Genomic DNA, 20,989 nt, shown 5'->3' with positions numbered 1-20,989 from the left:
CTATTAAGCCCCCTATTTCCAATTAACTATGCGAACTATATACCTTTTTTTGCTCTGTCTTTGTTTGTCGACCTATAGCTACGCCCAAGACGGAGCGCTAAAAGCACCCCGCAGCGAAAGACGCCTCACTAAAGAATACAATGGTTATCCCGATCTTGTTATTTTGAAAAATGGCAGCGAATTGCGCTGCAAGATTATCAATTATGGGGAGAAGGGAAATATTCGAGTAGAGATTGAAGGAGGGACCAAGTTGGTTTATCCCTTAAGCGAAGTGGATCGGATTGAACGGCCCTCTCTTGTTGTCAACAACCGAGGAGTAGAAAATTGTAGAGATAGTAGCTATACAGAACGCAGCTACTTTTTTCTGAATATGGGCACGCCTGGAAGCATTACAGAGACAGGTACACCTGATGTAGGTATCTTTATGCAGTTTTCTGGAGGTTGGGCCAAAAACCCTAACTTGATGTTTGGCGCTGGTCTGTCTATGCTGCGGATGTCTAACGGCTTTATGCCTTCTAGCCATATTCCTCTTTTTGCAGAAATCCGTGGAGATTTTAAGACTAATCGTCCTTGGGCCTTTACTTACAATTTGTCTGTAGGCTATAATGTGGCTTTGCTAGACACTAGTGCCACTTCTGCAGGTTGGTGGAACGATAGCCGGAGAATGCTTGGCGCCAAAGGAGGGCTTTATGCTCGCCCCGAGCTAGGTATCCGCTTTGCGGGCAAAAGACATATTCGCTGGCATATGGGCTTTGGCTACCAATTTATTCAGGCCGCTTATGAGATGGAAATTAACAATAGCCTTATTGCTACTGAGCAATGGCTGATCCGTCCCCACCTTTCTGTAGGTATATTGTTTTAATGAAAGAAAACCCCAAGGGCTAAAAGCTGTTATGCTTTTGGTCCTTTTTTGCGTCTAAAAAGGCGCGAAGCGCCTTGGCTGAGGGATGGAAAGTGGGGCGGCGAAGCCGCAGACCCAAGTTTTTGAAGCGAAGCGAAAAAACTGCAGGGCCGAGCAGACTTGCGAGCCACGACACAGCCCGACCCGAAGGGGCAGCCCCAAAAAAACTTAAAACTATAGCTAATGAAACTCCCCTTAGTCCTCCTATTTTGCTGCCTGCAAATGGCCAGCTTGATGGCCCAAAAATACACGATTAGCGGCCAAATTCAAGATGCTAACTCTGGCGAAGACCTGATTTCGGCCACCGTTTATGCCCCGCAGGCCAATGCCGGGGTGGTGAGCAATGTCTACGGATTTTATTCATTGAGCCTGCCGGCTGGCGAATACGAAATCCGAGTAAATTATACGGGCTATACCGAAAAACGCATTTCGCTAAATTTACAGGCCGATACCACGATCGATTTTTCTCTATCCAATGAAGAGGGAATTACCCTCGATTCGGCCGTAGTGGTGACCGATGTCCGCGGCGATGCCAATGTGAATAATACGCAGATGGGGACAATTGACCTGCCCATGGAGCAGATCAAAAAGTTGCCGGTATTGATGGGCGAGGTCGATATTTTAAAGACGATTCAGCTTTTACCAGGCGTTTTGGCCGCTGGAGAAGGCAATACGGGCTTTTATGTGCGTGGGGGAGGAGTGGACCAAAATCTGCTTTTGCTCGATGAGGCGGTGGTCTATAATGCCGGACATTTACTAGGCTTTTTCTCGGTCTTCAATGGCGACGCAATCAAAAATACTACCCTGATTAAGGGCGGAATGCCGGCCAATTATGGCGGGCGACTTTCTTCGGTCATCGATATCCAAATGAAAGATGGCAACAAGCAAAAGTTTGGGGCCGAGGGCGGCATCGGTTTGGTGGCTTCTCGCCTGACTTTTGAGGGCCCAATTGTAAAAAATAAAGGCTCTTTTTTGGTCTCTGGCCGCCGAACTTACCTCTTTGATTTGGCCCAGCCCTTTCTCAAAGGCAGCCCATTTGAAGGGACCAATTACTATTTTTACGACCTGAATTTAAAGGCCAATTATCGACTTTCGCCCAGAGACCGCATTTATCTTAGCGGCTATTTTGGTCGAGATGTCCTGAAATTGAATAATCCCGACCGAGACCTAGAGTTTGGCCTCAATTGGGGAAATGCCACTTCTACCGTTCGCTGGAACCACCTTTTTGGCGATAAACTCTTTATGAATGCTAGTTTTATCTTTAATGATTATGATTTTAGCAGCAGCGGAAGACAGGACCAATTTTCCTTTTCTGTCAATTCGGGGATCCGCGACTGGGGCGGAAAACTGAGCTTTGATTATTATCCCAACCCCAAGCATCATATTAAGTTTGGCGGCGATTATACCCACCACCAATTTACCCCCAATATTGCCGAGGCCGTTTCTGGCGAGGAGGCCTTTGATATTGCGCCCCCTATTAAGTATGCCCAAGAGGCGGGGCTTTATATTCTGGATGATTGGAAAATCTCTAACCGCTTGTCAATCAATGCAGGCCTGCGCTTTTCGCTTTTTCAGCAGTTGGGGCCCTATACTTCTAGCCTAGATAGTACGGTTTATGGCCGCTTCGAGCCGGTCAAAACCTTTTATGGACCAGAACCCCGAATTAGTGGAAAATACAGCCTTACCGAACGCTCTTCTGTCAAAGCGGGCATCAATATCGGCCGCCAATATGTGCATCTGGTGGCTAATTCGGCCACAACCTTACCCACCGATTTATGGGTGCCTTCTGGCGAGCTGGTGCAGCCACAATGGGGCATCCAATATGCCCTGGGCTATTTCCAAAACTTTAAAGAAAATACCTATGAGTTTTCGGTAGAGGCCTATTATAAGGACCTCCGACAGCAACTCGATTATGCCGAAAACTATACGCCTACGGTCGATCAAGTTGTAGAAGAACAGTTTATTTCTGGCAAAGGCCAAGCTTATGGCCTAGAGCTGTTTTTGCGCAAGCAAAAAGGCGATTTTACAGGCTGGATTGCCTATACTTTGGCCCGCTCTACCCGCGATTTTGAAGGCATTTTGGGCAATCAATATCCCTCTCGCTTCGACCGCCTACACGATTTGTCTATTGTCGGTAGCTATGATTATAAACGCTGGAACTTCGGTGCTAGCTTCATTTTTGGCTCCGGCAGCCCCTATACGCCCATCAAAAGCATTTACCTGATCGGTAGCGACCCTGTCCTAGAATACGGCCTGCGCAATTCGGCCCGCCTGCCCGCCTACCATCGCCTCGATCTCTCGGCCTCTTTCCGCCTCAACAAAAAGAAGGAAAAACGCTTTAGCTCTACCCTCGTTTTCTCGATCTATAATGTCTACAACCGCAAAAATGTCTTTTTCACTTACACCCTGCCCGAGGAAAATGCGGACTCTGGCAATTTAGAACTCAAATCTTATAAAGTTTCGCTCTTTCCCATCATTCCTTCCATCAGTTGGAATTTCAAATGGAGACAAAAGTAGCTGTTTTGGGGCCCGCGGCCGCCCTGATTATTGGGGCGGCCGCCGCTATGCTGCGGGGCTCGCTTTTCGCTCGGCCCTTCGCTTTTTTCGCTTTGCTCAAAAAGCTCGGTCTGGCCTACGGCCACCCCTCCGCAGCGCTGGGCCATTGGCCCTTCGGGCCCTGGGGGCTTCGCCCCCAGCCAAACAACAAAGCCCGCTGGCCTTCAGGCCAGTGGGCTTTTCCTTAATTGGACCAAAATTACTGCCCCAGCAGGGCTTTGGCCTCTTCCTCTTGTTTTTTGGCCCAAATCTTCTGAAACTTCTGGACCAACTCCTTGACCCCCAAATCTCTTTGGTGCAACTTCCTATGATAGGTCTGAATAATAATCCCCACGGCATACTCCGGATGAGGAACCCCCATCTTCCTAAAATAATCAGACAAACGAGAACCCTCCATCAATTGCCAACGGTGCTTCATCCAAAGCCCTAGGCTGCCATGGGTGCGAGCATCTACCTCCTCATCAGATAAACTCATGAAATACTCCTTAAAGTCATCTTCCATGGCCCCATCCAAAACCCGAAAACAATCATAAAGGTCTCTGGGGATATAAATCCCATTGATTTCTCTTTGGGTAATCCGCTGCTGATAAAGCGAATCCATCCGCTTTTCAATAGGTCCCACCTGCCGACGAATATACATCCGCTTTTCTGCCCCACTACTATCAGAGGCTGTTTCTATTTGGCCCCAACTTAGGGGCAGAAAGAAAAGCGAGAAGATCAAAAACATAAATGGACGCATACTAGAATCTGGTTTTAGTAGAATAGAAATACAGGACAAGCTCAGCCTGTTACAGAATAGTGCCAAAAATCTAAAGAGGTTAGGGCTAAAGACAGAAAAAAAGAAAAAAAATTTGGACCAAGGCTTTATTCCCCCATTTTAATTTTGCTAATTTAAATGCCCTATCTGCCTCATTTTCTGAAGTCTAGACCAAAATCTCGTCCCCATTTTAGCGCCTAGCGCTGTTTCGATGTGACGACTGTCACCAATAAAGTATCAAGCATGCTTTAATTTTAGGTTAAGAAAAGCAAGAAGTACAGCTACTTTTTGCTCTCTTCACCCTCAAAAATAAAGATAAAATGGGATTTTTCGATTTTTTGTTCAAACCACAAGAACTCCCTCAAGAAGTCAAGGACGCCATTGAAAAGGGTTGCCCTATCGTTGATGTACGCACGCCTATGGAGTATGGCATGGGCCATATCGAAGGGAGCATCAATATGCCCTTGGGCAATTTGGCCGACTTTCAAGCAAAATTAAAACAACTTCCCGGTCCAATCATTACCTGTTGCCGCTCCGGAAACCGCTCCGGCCAAGCCGCTAATCAACTCAATGCTTGGGGCATCAAGGCCGTTAATGGCGGCGCCTGGACCAATTTGAACAAACAACTCTAAATCTGTACAATGAAATATCTATCGCTTTTTGTAGCCGCTCTTATTTTTGTCTCTTGCAATGCCCAAGAAGCCCAAAAAGTACAAGAGCTCGATAAAAAAGAAGCCGCTAGCCCTGCTGCTACGCAACTAGCTAAAAATATCTCTGCTGCCGACTTTAAAGCCGCAGTAGAAGCCGCTGGCCCAGAGGTTCAATTAGTGGATGTTCGCACCCCCGGAGAATGGGCCCAAGGTACCCTCAAAGGAGCCGATAAAATCAATTGGAATGACTCGGCCTTTGACCAAAATATTGAAGGACTAGACAAAACAAAAGCCGTTTATGTCTATTGCCGCTCTGGCGCTCGTTCTGGTCGCGCTATGGCCCGTATGAAAAGCCTAGGGTTCACAGAAGTCTATAACCTCAATGGAGGAATTATGGCTTGGCAAAGAGCAGGTTATGAAGTGGTCAAATAAATGGCCCTTCATGCGCATCCTCCGCTTAACTATGGCGATCTTCTTCCTTATAGATGTCTACTATAGTCATAGCCCCTGGATGCTAATTTTAGGCCTATTCCTTCTCTATCAAGGCATTTTTCACAAACCCTGTCTAGGCAGTTGCCAACTGCCTTACTCTCTCAAAAACAATCACCTAAAAGAATCATAAGTTATGAGCAAATTTCAAGAAATCATTAGTGGCGATACCCCCGTACTCGTAGATTTCTACGCAGTCTGGTGCGGCCCCTGCAAAATGATGCCCCCCATCCTCAAAGAAGTAAAAGATAAAATGGGCGATGCGGTCCGCATTATCAAAATTGATGTAGATAAAAACCAAAAATTATCTGCCCAATATGGTATCCGCTCTATCCCCACAATCATGCTGTTCAAAAATGGCCAAGCACTCTGGCAACAAGCTGGTGTTGCATCAGCAGACCAACTACAAAAAGTAATTAAGACCCACAGCTAGGCCTTATATTATTTGCACTGACTATTCACCAATGACTGCCTGCTCTGCTTAGAGGAACGCCCAGTTTAACCGAGTCAGACAGTCAGCAACTATCCAATATATTATGAAACATTATCAGGTACTCGTCATCGGTGGAGGAACAGCCGGAATTATGGTTTCTTCCCAACTCAAAAAAGAAAATGCTAGCCTTTCTATCGGCTTAGTAGAACCCGCAAAAACACACTATTACCAACCCGCATGGACCCTAGTCGGTGCCAATACTTATAATTATGAGGATACGGCCCGCCCTATGGCTAGCCTTATCCCCGCTGGCGTAGATTGGATCCAAGATTATGCCACGGGCTTCGATCCCGATAATAATAAACTCCACTGTAAAGAGGGAGACTATACTTATGACTACCTCGTGGTCGCTCCAGGTATCAAAATCGACTGCTCTTTGGTGGAAGGCCTCTCTGAAGCGATCGATAAAGGGGTGGTTTGTAGCAACTACACCGACCCCAAACACACTTGGAAGGTCCTCCAAAACTTTAAAGGCGGTACGGCTCTCTTTACGCAGCCCACGACGCCCATTAAGTGCGGTGGCGCTCCCCAAAAAATTATGTATCTAGCCGCCGACTACTTTAAAAAAGCCGGCCTGAAGGATAAAACAGATATCGTTTTTGCCTCTCCTGGCTCTAAGATCTTTGGCGTGAAACCTATCGCCGAAACCCTGATGAAGGTGGTAGACCGCAAAGATATTCATCTCCGTTTTGGCCACCGTTTGGTTAAGGTAGATGGCCCCAACCAAATCGCTTGGTTCGAAATGGCCGATCATAAAAGCCTTTATAATGAAAACTCTAATGCCAAAATTGAAGAAAAAGACGGCCTAGTGGGTATTCATTATGATATGATGCACCTAGCACCACCCCAAACCGCTCCCGATTTTGTCAAAAATTCTGTTTTGGCCTCCGAGGCAGGTTGGGTAGATGTGAATATCGAAACAATGCAACATGTCAAGTTTCCCAATATCTTTAGCCTAGGTGATGTGGCCCAATTGCCCACCGCCAAAACAGGGGCCGCTATCCGCAAACAAGCCCCTATCGTGGTAGAAAGTATTCTCCGCCTCATGAAAGGCCAAGATATTAGCGCCAAACGATACAATGGCTACTCTTCTTGCCCCCTCGTTACCGGCTACGGAAAAATGGCCCTAGCCGAATTCGATTATAAAAATAACTTTATTCCCGATCCCAAACTCAAGCAAATGCTTGTCTTTAATTCGGCTAAGGAACACTGGCGTCTCTGGATGCTCAAGAAGTATATGCTTCCCTATTTGTACTGGAATTACATGATGAAAGGGAAACAAGTTTAGGCGTTCCTCTTTTATCCATTCGCCTCTGTTTCCTCTTGCTGAATCATAGAAGAATTTAAGGATGGATGGTGTAATTGTCAGGATAGAAAGTCAGTAGCTACGGTTGCTGGCTTTCGTTTTTTTTAGGCCAAGCTTTATCGCTATCTTGTCCCCAGAACTACAAGATTGTAGCTGAAAACCCCTAATAGCAAACTTAGCCATGTATCAGTACTTTTCTGTCGCCATCCTAATCTTAGCCCTTTCTTGCACCAACTCCCAGCCCAAAAAACAGATCGAAATAGCCGGGCCTAAAGAAGAAATTAAAGCAGAGTTTCACGCAATTCTCGACTCCGCAAATGTTCGAGGCGCTATCTTAATCTATGAGCTGCAAACAAATACCTACTACTCCAATGAGTATCACTGGGCCCAATCAGGACGCCTACCCGCCTCTACCTTCAAAATACCTCACTCCATCATTGGGCTAGAAACCGCCCTGCTCGAAGATGATAGTACAATCTTCTATTGGGACCAAAAACCAAGGGCCTTCGCTAGCTGGGAACAGGACCTTAGCCTCAAAAAGGCCTTCCACTACTCTTGCGTCCCTTGCTACCAAGAATTAGCCAGAAAAATTGGCGCTAAAAGAATGAAGGAACAACTCGCTAAACTGAATTTTGGCGAGATGCAGGTAGACTCATCAAATATTGACCTATTCTGGCTAGAAGGGAACTCCAAAATTAGCCAGTTTGATCAAATCAATTTTCTGAAAAGGTTCTACCAAGACCAATTGTCCATCAGGGCCCGCACCAAAGAAATCATGAGCCGAATGATGATTATTACCCAAGAAGAGGATTATATTCTAAGAGGAAAAACAGGCTGGGCAAGCCGAAATGGAGACCATAATGGCTGGTTTGTTGGCTACCTCGAAAGCAAAGACAAAACCTACTTTTTTGCCACGAATATCGTCCCAAAAGAAGGCCTAGAACTCGATAAGTTTACCGCCGCCAGAAAAGAAGTCACCTTAAAAGCTATCGATTTGTTATTACAATAAGCATCTTTTTTGGGGCTGCCCACTCGCTGCGCTCGGGTCGGGCTGTATCGCAGCTCGCTGTTCGCTCGGCCCTGCAGCGCTTCGCGCTTTGGTCTGGCCCTTCGGGCCACTGCTGCCCATCCCTCAGCCGGCTCGCTACGCTCGCCCCTACACCCAGAATTTGGACCAAAAAAAAGCAGAGGAAGATCTTCCTCTGCTTTTCGCATTTAGCCTTTCTCAAAAATGAGGCAACGCCACTTTTCTCGAGCTTTCTGCTCCAATAAACGGAGCCCTTGGCCCTTTTCTATAATCAAGGGAATATCTTCCTCCAAAAAGCCAGAGCAAATCAATTGCCCGCCAGGCTTTAAGGCCGCCACCATATCCGACATAGAAGATAAAATCACATTGCGATTGATGTTGGCCAAAATTAAATCATAATCTGTTTCGCCCTCCAATAATTCGCTTCCCCCCTGGGCCAAACGCAAAGGCGCCTCAGGACAGTTGTTGGCCACATTCTCCACCGAGTTTTCATAGGCCCAAGGATCAAAATCAAAGGCAAAAATATCTTTGGCCCCCAAATAGGCCGCCATGATGGCCAAAACGGCTGTACCACAACCAAAATCCATGACCTTTTTGCCTTTTAGGTCCAAAGGACGCATGGCCTGCAAAACCATATAGGTAGTAGCATGATGCCCAGTACCAAAAGACATTTTGGGCGTAATGACAATCTCATGCTCAATATGTTTTGCCGCAGGCGCATGAAAATTGGCCCGAATAAGACAGAAGTCATCTACTTCAACGGGCTGATAATCCGACTCCCACTGGGCATTCCAGTTGGTAGGCGCAATTTCTGTAATTTGGGCCTCTGGCCATTTGGGCGCCAATTGGGTCAAAAATCTTTTTAGCTGCTCATCTAGGGCAGACTGAGGCAAAAAGGCCGTTAGGGCCTCCTCCTCTTGCTGAAAACCCTCAAAGGGAAAATCGGCCAAAAGCGCAATTAACTGCTCTTGTTGGTCTTCTTCAGCTACCGAAAAGGAAAAAGAAAGGTAAGTTTGCATAAGTTTTTTATATGTTTGTAGGCCCAGCAAAATATCATAAATTGGAATGGCCACTCTCTCTAGCGGCCGTAGGCCGAACGGCCTAGCGATGTGGAGCAGTGGCCGCAGGCCAGACCTAGGCGGCAAAGCCGCCGCAGGGCCGAGCGAATAGCGAGCTGCGAAACGTAGCGCCTGCAGCTTTGCTGCAGGAGGCCCCAAAACAACAGCGAGCTGCGACAACCAGCCTCGAAGAGGCGCCAGTTCGATGACCAACGGGAATAAACGACAACAAGGCCTTTAGGCCGCAGTTCGACGACCAAAGGGAGTAACCGCCCCGAGCCCCTAAAGGCGAGGGGAGGCCCCAAAATAAAAAAAGAGTAATTTGGGCCCTTATTGGCCTGCAAAAATACACTTTAATTTTTCATTTAAGCCCCTTTACATGAAAATAGAACAGGAGGATCAGTCTTATCAGGCAGAAAAAGCCTATCCCTTGCCCTCTGTGATTGAGGACCTCAATAAATGGCCCATCAATCAATTGTATCGAGATAAAAAAGCGTTTATGGACCAGCTTGTGGCCTTTACGCAAGACCGCTTGATTGCCCAGAAAAAAGGGGGAGAGTTGGCCCAGAAAATTGCTGCCGTAGTCTATAAAGAACGACAACGAATTTTAGAAAACCCTTGGAAAGTAGACCCCCCAGATGAACTCGATTTTTGGGGCGATATCCGCCGAAAATTGGTTAAGGGGGCCAAATTGGAAGGGGCCGAAGCCCAGGCGCATCATGAGCAACTTTCTGAGCGAATATTGAGACGTTACACAGAAGAAATTACGGGAGATTTTAAGATCTCTACCTATAAATTGGCCCGAATTCTTCTGCCCATGCTCTTCAATTCTATCCTTAATACCCTAACGATCCGCAAGGCCGATTTGCGCAAAAAATTGCGGATTTCTGGGCATGTAGAAGAGCTGCGCTCTTTGGTCGATAAGGGAACGGTGGTCTTTGTGCCTACGCACTTTTCTAATCTAGATTCTATTCTGATTGGCTGGGCCGCCGATAGAATCGGTATGTTGGCCTTTTCTTATGGGGCAGGGCTCAATCTGTTCAATAATAAAATTATGTCCTATTTCTTTAGCCGATTGGGGGCCTATACCTTAGACCGGCGAAAGAAAAACCCTTTTTACCTAGAAAGCCTGAAGTCCTTTTCTCAACTTTCTATTGAAAGAGGGGTGCACTCGCTCTTTTTTCCGGGCGGTACCCGCTCTAGAGATGGCGCCCTAGAAGAACGCCTGAAGTTGGGCCTGCTCGGTACAGCCATTGATGCCCAAGGAGCGGTTTTGGAAAGAGGAGAGAAAAATAAGGTTTACATTGTACCCGTGGTCCTCAATTACCACTTTGTGCTAGAGGCCAAAAGCCTAATCGAACAGCATCTGAAGTATACGGGTAAGGAACTCTATATCCCTGAAGGTAGCGGATTTAGCGCTATGGGTATTCTGAAGTATCTACGGCAATTTGTCTATAATAGCTCTGAGATTTTGGTCAATTTTGGGCAACCCATGGACGTTATGGGCAACTTTGTAGATGAAGAGGGACGTAGCCTAGACCCCCAAGGTCGAGAAGTGGACCTTAAAGATTATTATACTTCTGCGGGGCAACTTTGCTATGATCGCCAACGCAATGAGGTCTATACCGAGCGCCTAGCCGATAAAATTGTTGAACGCTTTAGGGTGGAAAATGTGGTCCTTTCTAGCCATCTTTTGGCTTTTACGGCCTTCAATATTATTAAAGCAAGACAAAAAGAACAAGATTTATACGGTATCTTGCGTTTGCCAAAAGAAGAACGCCGAATTAGCCAAGCCCTGCTCTTTGATAACTTGAAGCTGCTCCGAACTGCCCTAAAAGAGCTAGAGGCCAAGGGGGAACTCAAACTATCAGAGATGTTGGCCAAAAATAGCCTAGAAGAATTGGTGGCCGATGGCCTGCAAAATATTGGCGCATTTCATGTCAATAAACCTCTTTTTTGGAACAAAAAAGAGGGCTGTTATGAAAGTGAAGACCTCAATTTGCTATATTATTACCACAACCGCATGAAGGCCTATGGCCTGCACCGATTGATTAAAATTTAAAACCCTAAAGATGTATTACCGTCTCCTATGGCTGCCCCTAGCCCTGCTGCTCTTTAGTTGCGGCCCCAATGTATCTCCAGAAGAAGAGGCCGCCTGGCAAACTGCCGAAAAAGCCAATAGCTTAGCTGCCCTCGATAGCTTTGCCAGCCAATATCCCGAGCATAGCTTTAAAGAGCAACTGGCCAACAAAAAAGAACGCCTGCTCTTTGCACAGGCCCAAATGGAAAACCGCGTCTATTTTTATAAAAAATATTTGGCCGACTTTCCAGAAGGAAAACGAAAAGCCGAAGCCCAAGAGGCCCTCGCAAATATTCAAAAAAGTATTAAATTACCCTCCAAGGAGATCTTAACCGCTAAGCCTTTTGTGGGTAAAGTAGAGTATGAACATGCCGCCGATAAGGAAATTCTCTCCATGAAGTTTGTCGAACTCAACGAAACCGATGGCAGCTTCCTGGCTGATGTGCACCTCTCTAACGATATCCGCTGCCAAATTACTGGCCGCATCGAACAACAAGCTCCCTATACCATCATCTTCCTCAAGCAAGTGGGAGAACAACAGGATTTTGTCCTCGACCTCTCGCCAGCCCTGCCTTATCTCAAAAATGGCGAGCTGATTATCGAGTCAGTAGACCCCAAACAGTACTGGCGACTCAAGTAAAACCATCTATTATCATCACTTTCTAATGAAGTAGCTTTTTTATGCGCACCACCTACCTTTTTAGCTTTTTGTTGCTCGCTAGCTTTCTTTTTTCAGCTTGCAATAATTATAAGTCAGAATACGAACAGTTGCTAGATGAAAATGCAGCTATTCAACAAAAACTCAATGCCATGAGCGAGGAGGACCGCCTAATTCGTGGCGAATACTCCGAAACCATCGAAACGCTTAACGCTATTGAGGATACGCTTCGTGCTATCGAAACCCGCGATAAGGAAATTCAGAAGCTGAGCCAAAGCAAGGAGATGTCTGGCGATATCTCTCAACGTCAAACGATTATTGCCCGCCTCCAAGCCCTCAAAGATGCCAACGAGAAGTCTAATGGCCAAGCCCGCCAAATGCAGGCCCGCCTCAATAGCTTCCGCATCGAAAATGAACAGCTCCGCAAAATGATCTCTCAGGCCGAAACAAAGGTAATGGCCAAAGAGAAGGAACTAGAAGAGGCCCAAGGCGTAATCGATGGCCTACGTACCGCACTCTCTAAAATGGAGTCGCAGCTGCTCGAAAGCGAAGGCAACCTAGCCGAAGCCTATGAGGAACTCAAAACTAAAAATGAAGACCTCGAAAGCACGAACCGCCAACTCACCACGACTATCGAGGAGCTTAACCGCAAAAATGTCTTTATCGATGAGCAAGCTAAAGGTTATGTGGCCTGCGGAAGTAAGAAAACCCTCCGCCGAAAAGGCATCCTTAGCCGCTTTACCATGAAACTGACCAAGCAGTACCAGTCTGCCGTCCGAGCCAATAGCTCGAGCATCAATTATTTTGAGAGCAACCAAATCGAATGTGGCACCGAAGGCGATATCATTGCCGTGCTCCCCGCTCGCCCCGAAAGCTCTTATACCATCAATGGCAACCGCCTAGAGGTCAATAATGCCGAGGAGTTCTGGAAAACCGACAAAATTGTTGTGATTGTCAAAAAATAAGAGGATTTCTCTCTAATATAAAGGTCTAGTTCTGTAAGGAGCTAGGCCTTTTTCTGTTTTTTTAGGGGCCTCCGCAGCAAAGCTGCGGCGCTACCTTCCGCAGCTCGCTGTTCGCTCGGCCCTTCGCAAAAAACAAGTTTTTGCTCGGTCTGGCCTGACGGCCACTGCTTCACATCGGTTACTCCCTTTGGTCGTCGAACTGCGCCCTAAAGGGCTTGTTGTGGCCTGCGGCCCTTCGGGCCTGTAAAACCGTAAAAGTAAGCCTCTTGAGGGGATTTGTAATTTTCAGATAGCTTCTTGTCAGGCACAAGGCCCACTTTTTTATTGCGAATAGCTTCTTGTCAGGCACAAAGCCCACTTTTTTATTGCGAACAGCTTCTTGTTAGCTACAAGGAAGTCTTTCTATGAGCTTATAGTTCTTCGCCACAATATTTACAGTAAATCGCATCTTGAGCATGGCCCTCTTTTAGGCAAGCTTTGCAAACTTGGGTGCTAGGCGTACTCCCTCTTTCTTGTTGTATGATTTCGGCCGTAACCATGCCCGTAGGGACCGCAATCACGCCATAGCCCAAAATCATAATGAGGGCGGCCACAAATTGGCCCAAAGGGGTGGCCGGAGCAATATCGCCATAGCCCACAGTAGTAAGGGTGACAATGGCCCAGTAAATACTGCGGGGAATAGAGGTGAAACCAGAGCCAGCCTGCCCCTCAATGAGGTACATCAGGCTGCCCAAAACCACCACCAACAAACTAATAAAGCTGAGAAAAACGGTAATTTTGGCCCTAGAGCGGTAGAGTGCGCCCAAGAGGAGATTGCCCTCATTGAGAAAGCCCCCTAGCTTGAAAATCCGAAAAATACGGATGAGCCGCAGCGCCCGAACCGTTAATAAGCCCCCAGAAATAGGGAAAAACAGGCCCAAATAAGTCGGAAGAATAGACAATAAATCAATAATGCCAAAAAAGCTAAAGACATAGCGCCTAGCCTGATAAACCGCCATAATCCGTAAGATATACTCTAGGCTAAAGAAAATAGTAAAGACCCATTCTAGGACATAAAATAGGGTTCCGTAGTCCTTTTGGTACTCTTGCACACTCTCTAGAGAAACCGCCAAAACACTACAAAAGATGGCGATGAGCAGCAAGACATCAAAGGTTTTTCCGGCCAAGGTATCGGCCTCAAAGATAATCACATGCAGCCGTTCTCGCCAAGCTGCCCAATTTTTGGGGCGCTCTGTTCTCTTCATTTTAATTTTTGTTGCGTAGTTTTGAGCCCCCTTTTGTCAAACATATTCAGATGGGGGGCGTTTGCCTGAAGATAGCAAAAGCCAGTCATCTAAAAAAGCGTTCATTTTATGGAACTGAATAAACAAAAAATTATCGAGGCACTCCGAGAGGTCAAGGACCCCAAATCGGGAGAGGACATTATCTCGGCTCGAATGGTGGAGCAGCTTGAAACTGATGAGCAGAATGTCAGTTTTAGCCTACTTTTGCCAGCCAATATGGATAGTGGGACCAAAAACAGCCTCAACTTTGCCTGTATAGCAGCTGTCAATTCGGTTTTTCCAGAGGCCGAGGTGCATATACATGTAAAAACGACGGTGGTCCAAACGGCCCCAACTTCTATTGTGCCGCAGATTAAGAATATTATTGCCGTAGCTTCAGGAAAAGGGGGCGTAGGGAAAAGCACAGTTGCCCTCAATTTAGCCTTAGGCCTAAAGGCCCTTGGTGCTAGAGTGGGCATTATGGATGCCGATGTTTATGGCCCTTCTTTGCCGACTATGTTGGGCTTGCAAAAGCAGCGGCCCAAAATTAAGGATGTAGATGGACAGCCTAAAATTGTTCCCATTGAAAAATATGGAATTCCTTCTATTTCTATGGGCTATATTATTGAGCCAGAACAGGCGGTGGTGCTTCGTGGACCTCGTTTGGCGGGAATCATCAAGCAGTTTTTTCAAGATTGCCTATGGCCCGAGCTGGATTATTTGATTATTGATTTGCCTCCAGGCACCGGAGATGTGCAGCTCACTTTGGTCCAAACGGTAGCCGTAACCGGGGCTGTGATGGTCACTACCCCCCAAGAGGTCTCTTTGGCCGATGCCGTTAAAGGCATGAATATGTTCCGTCTACCCAATGTGAATGTTCCCATTTTGGGCGTAGTGGAAAATATGGCTTGGTTTACGCCAGCCGAACTGCCCAACAATAAATACTACATCTTTGGACAAGGAGGCGGCAAGCAATTGGCCAAAGAATCGAATAGCGTACTTTTGGGCCAAATTCCCTTGGTGCAGGCCATCCGTGAGGGGGGCGACAATGGCTTGCCCGCCATTCTGAATGAAGACCCCATGACCAAAGAAGCCTTTATGAATGTGGCTCGTCAGACCTTGCGGCAGGTAGCCATTAGAAATGAGGCCATGCCGCCCACTTCTATGGTGAATGTTCAATCATAGCCGCTGGTCCAAAATTGGCCCCGCAGGGGCCAATTCGGCTGAGGGATGGACAGCAGTGGCCGTTAGGCCAGACCCAGCCGCCGCAGGACCGAGCGAGCAGCGAGCTGCGACAACCAGCCCCTATAGGGGCGCCAGTTCGATGACCAACGGGAATAAACAGCCCGACCCGCCCGCAGGGCGGGGCAGCCCCAAAATAAAATTAGAAATAACTCAACCTTTATATGAAAGCCTTTATTTTTCCGGGCCAAGGCGCCCAATTTGCAGGCATGGGCGAGGAGCTTTACCAAAGTTCTGAGCAGGCCCAAGCCCTTTTTGCTCAAGCCAATGAGATTCTTGGATTTGATATTACGGAAGTCATGCGCAAGGGTAGCGAAGAAGATTTGCTACAGACCAGAATTACGCAGCCAGCGGTGTTTTTGCATGCCATCATTACCTATTTGACCAAGGTAGAAGAGGCGGATCGTCCCCAAGCGGTGGCGGGCCACTCTTTGGGCGAGTTTACGGCCCTTGTTGCCTGTGGCGCGCTCTCTTTTGAAGAGGCCCTTAAGTTGGTTTCTGAGCGGGCTTTGGCTATGCAAGCGGCTTGTGAAGCGGTAGAGGGAACCATGGCGGCCATTATGAGCCGTGACATCGAATTGGTGGAGAAGATCTGCGCAGAAGTGGAAGAAGTGGTGGTGCCAGCCAACTACAATAACCCCAGCCAATTGGTGATTTCGGGTTCTGTAGAAGGGGTGGCCAAAGCCTCTGAAGCATTGAAGGAAGCTGGAGCCAAGGTGATTCCCCTCAAGGTAGGTGGGGCTTTCCACTCTCCTTTGATGAAAATGGCCCAAGATCGTTTGCAAGCGGCTATTGAGCAAACACAGTTTAATGCGCCCTTCTGTCCCATTTACCAAAATGTGACAGCTAGTCCGAGCCAAGACCCAGAAGTCATCAAGCAGAATTTGATTCAGCAATTGACGGGGGCGGTGCGCTGGCAGCAATCGGTAGAGAAAATGATTGCAGACGGTATGCAGGAGTTTACCGAAGTAGGTGGCCGTGGCCGCATCTTGTTGGGTATGCTTCGCAAAATTGACCGTAGCGTAGGCATGGAAATGCTCAAGTAATTGCGCATTTTGGACCGATAAAAAAGGCCAGCTCTTCTCAGAGCTGGCCTTTTTGCTTTATTCATAAATTTCGATCCATTCCTCCTTCCATTCGAAGGTAATGTTATTGCCGAGGGCCAGAATGTCTTGCAGGCCATCTTCTTCGAGTAGCTTAAAGTATTCCTTAGAATTAAAGGCCACCCGACGTAGGTTTTTGGGCGCTTCATCTAGCAGTAGATAATTGGCATCCACCCAATTATTGCCTTGTCGGTAGAGGGCACGGCCAGAGCGGTTGACAATAGCCGAGGCATTATCTTGAGCCAAGTCTTTATTGTTTAGTTCGGCTCGTTCTTGCTCCATTTCGGCCATGTTTTGGGCCTGATTCATCTTTTTGAACCGTCGAGAAGCCCGAACAGAAGCCGTTCCAGAGCTCTCTTTGAGTCCTTGGGCAGCATCTCTTTGCAGCTCATCGTCTAGTTCTTCCTGAAAAACATGAGGGGCTCGTCTAGGAATAGGACGAATGCCTGGGTTTCTCGCAATTGGCTGGTCCTCCACAATCAAATAACTGGTGTAGGGGGTAATAATGCCGTGCTTTTTGGCTAGGCGGATGACCTCTTGTTTGAGCTCTTCTTGTTCGCCATTAAAGCGGATTTGGTCCAAAAGATAGCCCACGGCTCTAAGAGCCCAAAGGTCGGGAATAAAGCTGTGTTCCTCCTGCTTTTTCTTGAAATCCAGTTGAAACTCAAAGGTTTTTTCCTTGCCATTAACTAGGGCCTTAAGTTGGAGCTTAGCGGGTCCCTCGCCTTTGTAGCGGCCCATAATATTGAGGCTTTCGCCACGGAAGAGGTCCTCGGTTTTGCGGGGATAGAGTTGTTCTACTTTTACATTTTTATCAAAGACCAATTCGATATTGCTGAGGACGGGAGAGGCGGCCTTGAGGTAGAAGTTAGAGAGTTTGAGTTCTAAATCTTCATCTTCTAGGGCATAATCGCGATAGCCTTTAGACATCTCGGTCATTTGGTCCAATAATTTAGTATTGATATCGCTACCAATGCCAAAGGTGAAAATGCGGACCTGGTCTTTTTGGTAGCCCGCCAATTTATCTAAAAGGGCCTGCGGCTCAATTTCGCCAATAGTGGGTTTGCCATCGGTCATGAAGATGACGAAAAATGGACGTTTGGCCTTTTTTTCTTTGCGGTCGAGGGCCATTTGCAGGGCTTCTTCGATATTGGTGCCGCCAATGGCCCGCAGCTCGTCAATATATTCTTTGGCCTCTTCTCGGTTGGTTTTGCTATTGCTTTTGAGCTGCCCAAAAAGGCTTTGGGCCTCGGTAGAATAAGGGATTAGCTCAAAGCGATCTTCTGGTCCTAGATTATCCACGCAGAATTTTAGGGCTTTTTGGGCTTGCTCCATTTTTTTGCCCGACATAGAGCCCGATTTGTCAAAAACAAAGACGACATCCTTGGCCATCACGGCTTTGGGGTCGGTCCAGCCTGGGCTCAAATTGAGGAAGAAATAGCCATCTTCTTTGCCCTTTTGGTATTGCAACAAAGAGCTGCTAATGGCCTTATCTTCGGCTCGCCAATAGAGCTCAAAATCTCGATCGGGCCGTACATTTTTTTGCTCAAAACCTACGCTAGCCGCCTTTTCGCCTTTGCGGATGAGTTCAATTTCATGGCTAGGACTATAGACATTTTTGATCGCTTGCTGGTTTTTGAGTTTTAATCGCAGGCTGATGTTTTGGATGGGTTTGGCCGAAAATTTAGCGCTATTCATGGGCAGTCTATAGCTCAAACCTCCATCATCTTTTTTGAGTGCCTGATGGTAAGTCAGCTCAATTTTTTGCTCGGAGCGGGGCTCAATCGGGAAAATTCGGACCTTAAACAGTTCTTGGTTGTAGTATTCGAGCAGGGCGGGATCTTTGGCCTGCCGCACAATTTGTTCATAAATTTGTTTGGCCTTTTTGGCATCTAGCAGCTCGGCCTCCTGCATTTTTCCGTTCACCGTCATGGCAAATCGCTGAATCACGACCTCCTTGGGCACAGGAAACAAAAAATAAGCTTCTAAGCGGCTGTTTGTTGGGTTATAAAAGGTTTGTTTAATGGAAGTAGAGGCCATAAAATCGCTAACTTCTACTTCAACCTGCGTGCTGCGGTTTTCTAGTGGAAACAGAACTTGTCGGCCATTGCCACTACCGTCGGGCATCACAATCAGAAAGCCGCTGGCCCAAATAGGGAGACTGAGGAGCAGCAGACAAAAAGACATCAATAATTTCATAAGGATAGCTGTTAAGTGAATTGAATCTATACCTTATAAGATGCAATTATGGCCATTTTGGCGCAGTGCAGAACGATTTTAAGATTGTTTTTTTGGGGCTGCCCACTCGCTGCGCTCGGGTCGGGCCATTTCGCAGCTCGCAGGTCTGCTCGGCCCTGCAGCGGCAAAGCCGCTTTGGTCTGCCGCCTTCGGCGGCCCTGCTACAGCCCCTCAGCCAAAAAAAAAGAGAGCCAAAGCTCTCTTTTTTTTTCTTTCTCTCGGCTTAAAAATTAAGGCCATCGGCAATTTTAGCAACTCGGCGGGCGTGGCGCCCTCCCTCAAAGTCGGCAGATAAAAAGCTATCCAGAATATTTTTGGCTGCCTCTAGCTCAATAAAGCGAGCGGGCAGGGCCAAAACATTGGCATCATTGTGTTGGCGGGCCAGACTAGCTAGCTCTGGCAACCAGCAAAGGGCCGCCCGAATATGCGGATATTTATTGGCGGTAATGGCCACCCCATTTCCGCTGCCGCAGACAATAATACCCAGCTTAAAGTCGCCTTCTTCCATGGCTTGGGCCATAGGGTGAATATAGTCGGGGTAATCTACAGAATCACTAGCATTTGGACCAAAATCTTTTACGCTATAGCCTTTTTCAATCAGAACCGCCTTGAGGGCTTCTTTATAATCAAATCCGGCATGATCGCCTGCCAGGGCAATAGTACTGCTTAGCATGGGATATATTTTTTTAGTTTTAATAGAATAAGCGGCAATTTACTAGCAAAAATACCTAATTTATGCTTTGCAACGGATTAAAAAGAAGAACTTAATTATTATGGCAAGTATAATTGTACTCCTGATTGTCTACCTCTTGGTCGTTTTTGGCATCATTGCAGGCAGCTGGAAAATTTTTGAGAAGGCGGGCAAACCCGGCTGGGCGGCTATTGTGCCGATCTATAATATTATTGTGGCTTTAGAAATTGCCGAAAAGCCCCTTTGGTGGATTATCCTGCCGATTATTCCCATTTTTGTGGTGCCCATAGAAATTGCCAAGCGTTTTGGCAAGGGAACAGGCTTTGCCATGGGGATGATTTTTTTGCCTTTCGTCTTTCTCCCTTTACTGGGCTTTGGCGAGGCCAACTATGAGGGAAAACTAGATGAGTTGGACCATTTTGGCTAGTCGGGAAGGCGCAAAAAAGGAGCAAACAGAATTTTCTGTTTGCTCCTTTTTCTTTTGGCAGCATCGCTGCCTTTTCGATTGGCTTAGGGATGGAAAGCAGTGGCCCGCAGGGCCAGACCGAAGCCCGAAGGGCTGAAGGGCCGAGCAGACCTGCGAGCTGCGGCACAGCCCGGCCCGCCCGCAGGGCGGGCAAGCCCCAAAACCTCTTAATAAGCAGGACAATGCAGGGGCATAAAGCGGTAAGAAAAGCCCACCGTAAGCATCATATAGCTATCTTTGGTGCTGCTGTCGCCTCTTTGTCGGCCATTGCCACCTAGGCGAACATCTGAAATTTCGATCGAGCGATCGGAGAGGGCGGCGGCGATGGTCCCATTATAATCGCCAACGGTTTGCACATTGGCGTAGCTGCCGCTGACATCATCGAGATAGTCGGTAAAAGTAGCCCTATGGCCCAACTCTACATTCCAGCTCCAGTGATAATCGACATGGAATTTGAGGCCGATGCCCAGAATCACGACCGGGCTAAAGAGGCTATATTCTTGGCCGGGAGCTTGGCCCTCGGTGCCCAGTGGTTGTAGGTCGTAGAGCACATCATTGTAGCGGGTTTGGGGGTTGAAATACATCATGCCGGCCCCAGCAAAAAGGTAGGGGGAGATATCGGCATCGTCTCGGCTATCGCCATGAAAATCTTGGAAATTAAACTCGATAATTGCCGAGCCTTCGAGGACATTAGATTGAAATCGGAGGTTGCGGGCTTGGGCATAATCACTAGCCGATTGGGCATCATCGGCCCAAACATGGGCAAAGCCCGCATTGAGGCGCAGGCAAATGCGGCCATCAAAATTTTTGCGAGCGAGCAGGTTAATGGCTGGGCCGGGGTGTTTGACCGTAAAAAAGGGGTTGAGGTCGCCAAAATAGGAGGCTAGGCCCGCTCCTGCGCCCAGTTCCCAGTTTCTTTGGGCCGATAGGGAGCTCAGAGAGAGCGCGGCAAAGATAAAAAGCAATGCAAATCGTTTCATAATAGTTGTTTAGTCAGGCTTGCGCAAGGGTTAAATTAGGGCTTGGCGCAAAGGCGCAAAAAATATG

The 20,989-nt window shown here is 47.4% G+C and carries 20 protein-coding genes; 14 read left to right on the top strand and 6 right to left on the bottom strand.

Annotated elements, in window-relative coordinates; translation table 11 throughout:
- The first annotated feature begins 28 nt into the window (after positions 1-28).
- Together OP864_RS01310 and OP864_RS01305 are read left to right on the top strand one after the other, a co-directional pair.
- Positions 29-862 (top strand): hypothetical protein, encoded by an 834-nt coding sequence (locus tag OP864_RS01310; protein ID WP_270099514.1) that lies wholly within the window; start codon positions 29-31, stop codon positions 860-862.
- Positions 863-1,084: 222 nt separating this feature from the next.
- Positions 1,085-3,418, top strand: coding sequence for a TonB-dependent receptor (locus tag OP864_RS01305; RefSeq protein WP_270099513.1), 2,334 nt, complete (start codon positions 1,085-1,087; stop codon positions 3,416-3,418).
- A gap of 238 nt (positions 3,419-3,656) precedes the next feature.
- Here the strand turns inward: OP864_RS01305 and OP864_RS01300 are convergent, their stop codons facing one another.
- Positions 3,657-4,196, bottom strand: coding sequence for a DUF6794 domain-containing protein (locus tag OP864_RS01300; protein ID WP_041329435.1), 540 nt, complete (start codon positions 4,194-4,196; stop codon positions 3,657-3,659).
- A 338-nt stretch (positions 4,197-4,534) separates the two neighbouring features.
- On the opposite strand from OP864_RS01300, the gene OP864_RS01295 reads away from it, so the two are divergent.
- The 6 genes from OP864_RS01295 (at position 4,535) to blaOXA (ending at position 8,161) form a co-directional block, all read left to right on the top strand.
- Positions 4,535-4,846 (top strand): rhodanese-like domain-containing protein, encoded by a 312-nt coding sequence (locus tag OP864_RS01295; RefSeq protein ID WP_270099512.1) that lies wholly within the window; start codon positions 4,535-4,537, stop codon positions 4,844-4,846.
- A 9-nt stretch (positions 4,847-4,855) separates the two neighbouring features.
- On the top strand, positions 4,856-5,296 hold the full coding sequence (locus tag OP864_RS01290) for a rhodanese-like domain-containing protein (protein ID WP_270099511.1): 441 nt from the start codon (positions 4,856-4,858) through the stop codon (positions 5,294-5,296).
- Positions 5,280-5,486 (top strand): hypothetical protein, encoded by a 207-nt coding sequence (locus tag OP864_RS01285; protein WP_270099510.1) that lies wholly within the window; start codon positions 5,280-5,282, stop codon positions 5,484-5,486. The genes OP864_RS01290 and OP864_RS01285 overlap by 17 nt, the downstream gene beginning before the upstream one ends.
- Positions 5,487-5,489: 3 nt before the next feature.
- Positions 5,490-5,786, top strand: coding sequence for a thioredoxin (gene trxA, locus OP864_RS01280; protein ID WP_014373347.1), 297 nt, complete (start codon positions 5,490-5,492; stop codon positions 5,784-5,786).
- Positions 5,787-5,889: 103 nt separating this feature from the next.
- Positions 5,890-7,134 carry an NAD(P)/FAD-dependent oxidoreductase gene (locus tag OP864_RS01275; RefSeq protein ID WP_270099509.1) on the top strand — a complete coding sequence of 415 codons (1,245 nt, stop codon included), beginning with the start codon at positions 5,890-5,892 and terminating at the stop codon, positions 7,132-7,134.
- A 199-nt stretch (positions 7,135-7,333) separates the two neighbouring features.
- The gene (gene blaOXA, locus OP864_RS01270; RefSeq protein ID WP_270099508.1) at positions 7,334-8,161 is read left to right on the top strand and encodes a class D beta-lactamase; all 828 of its coding nucleotides are present in this window, start codon (positions 7,334-7,336) and stop codon (positions 8,159-8,161) included.
- 206 nt (positions 8,162-8,367) lie between these two features.
- Here blaOXA and prmA read toward each other — a convergent pair whose 3' ends face one another.
- Complete coding sequence (gene prmA, locus OP864_RS01265) at positions 8,368-9,198, bottom strand: 50S ribosomal protein L11 methyltransferase (RefSeq protein ID WP_270099507.1); 831 nt, start codon at positions 9,196-9,198, stop codon at positions 8,368-8,370.
- A 418-nt stretch (positions 9,199-9,616) separates the two neighbouring features.
- Here prmA and OP864_RS01260 point away from each other — a divergent pair, with 418 nt between their 5' ends.
- From OP864_RS01260 to OP864_RS01250, 3 genes are read left to right on the top strand one after another with little or no spacing between them, the layout of a single operon-like run.
- Entirely contained in the window at positions 9,617-11,299 is a 1,683-nt protein-coding gene (locus OP864_RS01260) for a 1-acyl-sn-glycerol-3-phosphate acyltransferase (RefSeq protein ID WP_270099506.1), read from the top strand.
- A 10-nt stretch (positions 11,300-11,309) separates the two neighbouring features.
- Positions 11,310-11,957, top strand: a complete 648-nt coding sequence (locus OP864_RS01255) for a hypothetical protein (RefSeq protein WP_270099505.1) — start codon at positions 11,310-11,312, stop codon at positions 11,955-11,957.
- Positions 11,958-11,998: 41 nt separating this feature from the next.
- Positions 11,999-12,940: a hypothetical protein gene (locus OP864_RS01250; protein WP_270099504.1), complete on the top strand. Its 942-nt coding sequence runs from the start codon at positions 11,999-12,001 to the stop codon at positions 12,938-12,940.
- Between the two features lie 410 nt (positions 12,941-13,350).
- On the opposite strand, the gene OP864_RS01245 is transcribed toward OP864_RS01250, so the two are convergent.
- Complete coding sequence (locus tag OP864_RS01245; RefSeq protein WP_270099503.1) at positions 13,351-14,184, bottom strand: ion transporter; 834 nt, start codon at positions 14,182-14,184, stop codon at positions 13,351-13,353.
- Positions 14,185-14,292: 108 nt separating this feature from the next.
- On the opposite strand from OP864_RS01245, the gene OP864_RS01240 reads away from it, so the two are divergent.
- The gene (locus OP864_RS01240) at positions 14,293-15,387 is read left to right on the top strand and encodes an Mrp/NBP35 family ATP-binding protein (RefSeq protein ID WP_270099502.1); all 1,095 of its coding nucleotides are present in this window, start codon (positions 14,293-14,295) and stop codon (positions 15,385-15,387) included.
- A 221-nt stretch (positions 15,388-15,608) separates the two neighbouring features.
- A complete protein-coding gene (gene fabD / locus OP864_RS01235; RefSeq protein ID WP_270099501.1) occupies positions 15,609-16,490 on the top strand; it encodes an ACP S-malonyltransferase in 882 nt (293 codons plus the stop codon).
- Positions 16,491-16,547: 57 nt separating this feature from the next.
- On the opposite strand, the gene OP864_RS01230 is transcribed toward fabD, so the two are convergent.
- Positions 16,548-18,746, bottom strand: a complete 2,199-nt coding sequence (locus tag OP864_RS01230; protein ID WP_270099500.1) for a VIT domain-containing protein — start codon at positions 18,744-18,746, stop codon at positions 16,548-16,550.
- A gap of 262 nt (positions 18,747-19,008) precedes the next feature.
- Positions 19,009-19,458 carry a ribose 5-phosphate isomerase B gene (gene rpiB, locus OP864_RS01225; protein ID WP_014373331.1) on the bottom strand — a complete coding sequence of 150 codons (450 nt, stop codon included), beginning with the start codon at positions 19,456-19,458 and terminating at the stop codon, positions 19,009-19,011.
- Between the two features lie 100 nt (positions 19,459-19,558).
- On the opposite strand from rpiB, the gene OP864_RS01220 reads away from it, so the two are divergent.
- Complete coding sequence (locus OP864_RS01220; protein ID WP_270099499.1) at positions 19,559-19,903, top strand: DUF5684 domain-containing protein; 345 nt, start codon at positions 19,559-19,561, stop codon at positions 19,901-19,903.
- Between the two features lie 206 nt (positions 19,904-20,109).
- Here OP864_RS01220 and porG read toward each other — a convergent pair whose 3' ends face one another.
- Complete coding sequence (porG, locus tag OP864_RS01215; RefSeq protein ID WP_270099498.1) at positions 20,110-20,922, bottom strand: type IX secretion system protein PorG; 813 nt, start codon at positions 20,920-20,922, stop codon at positions 20,110-20,112.
- Positions 20,923-20,989 lie beyond the last annotated feature (67 nt).

The sequence above is a fragment of the Saprospira grandis genome, from assembly GCF_027594745.1.
Lineage (GTDB): Bacteria > Bacteroidota > Bacteroidia > Chitinophagales > Saprospiraceae > Saprospira > Saprospira grandis.
The sequence above is the reverse complement of the archived record's forward strand: the minus strand, read 5'-3'. Positions and strand labels throughout refer to the sequence as shown.